We start from the raw sequence: 1,942 nt of genomic DNA, 5'->3' as shown, positions 1-1,942 counted from the left end.
GCCCACGCCGTCGGGCTCGCTCGCACGCCGTGCGGCGTCAGGCGCCGCGTCCCGGGCACCGCTGACCCGTCACCCCTTGGGCAGCTCCGCTGGCTTGTGGACGTACTCGCGGAGATGGGTGGCGGTGAGGGTGTCGCCGTGGGCGACCAGGTCCGCCGGCGTGCCGGTGAAGACGATGCGCCCGCCGTCGTGCCCGGCGCCCGGGCCGAGGTCGATGAGCCAGTCCGCGTGGGCCATCACGGCCTGGTGGTGCACCGTGTTGCCGGCGTCGACCATGCGGTCCAACAGGGCCAGCAGTTGGTCCACGTCGGCCAGGTGCAGGCCGGTGGTGGGCTCGTCGAGGACGTACGTGCTGGTCTTCTCCGCCAGGTGGATGGCGAGCTTGAGCCGTTGCCGCTCCCCGCCGGACAGGGTGGTCAGCGGCTGGCCGAGGCTGAGGTAGCCCAACCCGACGTCGACCAGCCGGTGGAGGATGAGGTGCGCCGGCCCGCTGGGGAAGAATCCGTACGCCTCGGTGACCGACATGGCCAGCACCTCGCTGATGTTCTTCCCGCTCAGGGTGTACGTGAGGACCTCGTCGGTGAACCGCCGCCCCGCGCACCGCTCGCAGACGCTCGCCACGCCGGCCATCATCGCCAGGTCCGTGTAGATCAGCCCGATGCCCTTGCAGGCCGGGCAGGCGCCTTCGGAGTTCGCGCTGAACAGCGCTGCCTTGACGCCGTTGGCCTTGGCGAAGGCGGTACGGATCGGGTCGAGCAGTCCGCTGTAGGTGGCCGGGTTGCTGCGTCGTGATCCGCGGATCGGGGACTGGTCGACGATCACCACACCGGCCCGGCCGCGCAGTGAGCCGTGGATCAGCGAGCTCTTGCCGGAGCCGGCCACGCCGGTGACCACGGTGAGGACGCCGAGCGGGATGTCCACGTCCACGTCGCGCAGGTTGTGCAGGTCGGCGTGGCGGATGCTGAGCTGCCCGGTCGGTCGGCGTACCTCGTCGCGCACCCTCACCCGGTGGTCCAGGTGCCGCCCGGTGAGGGTGCCCGAGCGGCGCAGGCCGGGGACGTCGCCGGTGAAGCAGATCTGCCCGCCGGCGCTGCCCGCGCCCGGCCGAAGGATCGCCTGCGGGCCGTGGACCTCGCCGCCACCGTGGGGATCTCGGTGCAGCAGGTGCGCAACTACGTCGAGGAGGGCGTGCTGCCGCCGGTGCGGCGTACCGCGAGCGGCTACCGGATCTTCACGACCGCACACGCCCGCGCGCTGACCGTGGCCCGGCGGCTGGCCGAGGGGCACGGCTGGGGCCGTACCCGGGAGATCATGGCGGCGGTGCACCGCGGTGACGTGCCGGCGGCCCTGGCGGCGCTCGACGGCGGCCATGCCGAGCTGGACCGCAAACGCGCCGACATCCGCCGCGTGCTCGGCGCCTTCGAGACCGTGCTGGCCAACCCGCCGGCGACCCGGCCGGCCCAGCGCCGCGGCGTCCGCATCGGCGAGGTGGCAGCCCTGGTCGGGGTGCGGACCTCGCAGCTGCGCCTGTGGGAGGCCCGCGAGCTGCTGCGGCCGGGCCGCGCGCCCGGCACCAACTACCGGGTGTACGACGAGACCGAGCTGCGCGCCGCGCAGGTCGTCGCGCTCCTGCGCCGAGGCGCCTACCCGTTCGAGATCATCGAGGCGGTGCTGGGCGAGCTGCGCACCACCGGCAGCGCCCAGCGGGTACGCGCCGAGCTGGCCCGCCGTGAGCAGGACCTGCACGCCCGCAGCCTGCGCCGGTTGCGGGGCAGCGCCGCGCTGCACGACTACCTGGTGGAGCGGGCCGCCGCCGGAAGGTCGAGCGGCCAACCGCTCCCGCCGGGCGATCTTGTTGACTAGGGTCGGGCACATGAGAGCTGCGCTGCTGGCGGTCACGGCTTCCGCCGTCCTGCTCGCCCCCGCGCCGGTCGCGGCCGCG

1 protein-coding gene and 1 pseudogene are annotated in these 1,942 nt (G+C 74.0%); one reads left to right on the top strand and one right to left on the bottom strand.

Features of this window, described 5'->3' with window-relative positions; genetic code table 11:
- Positions 1-69: 69 nt before the first annotated feature.
- A pseudogene (locus tag AB0J68_RS31680) lies at positions 70-1,110 on the bottom strand (ATP-binding cassette domain-containing protein); the annotation flags it as partial.
- On the opposite strand from AB0J68_RS31680, the gene AB0J68_RS31675 reads away from it, so the two are divergent.
- Positions 1,009-1,863, top strand: coding sequence for a MerR family transcriptional regulator (locus tag AB0J68_RS31675; protein ID WP_363942503.1), 855 nt, complete (start codon positions 1,009-1,011; stop codon positions 1,861-1,863). The pseudogene AB0J68_RS31680 and the gene AB0J68_RS31675 sit on opposite strands and share 102 nt — an antisense overlap.
- Positions 1,864-1,942 lie beyond the last annotated feature (79 nt).

Source organism: Micromonospora sp. NPDC049580 (assembly GCF_040675595.1).
GTDB lineage: Bacteria > Actinomycetota > Actinomycetes > Mycobacteriales > Micromonosporaceae > Micromonospora.
This window is presented reverse-complemented; position numbering and strand designations above follow the sequence as displayed.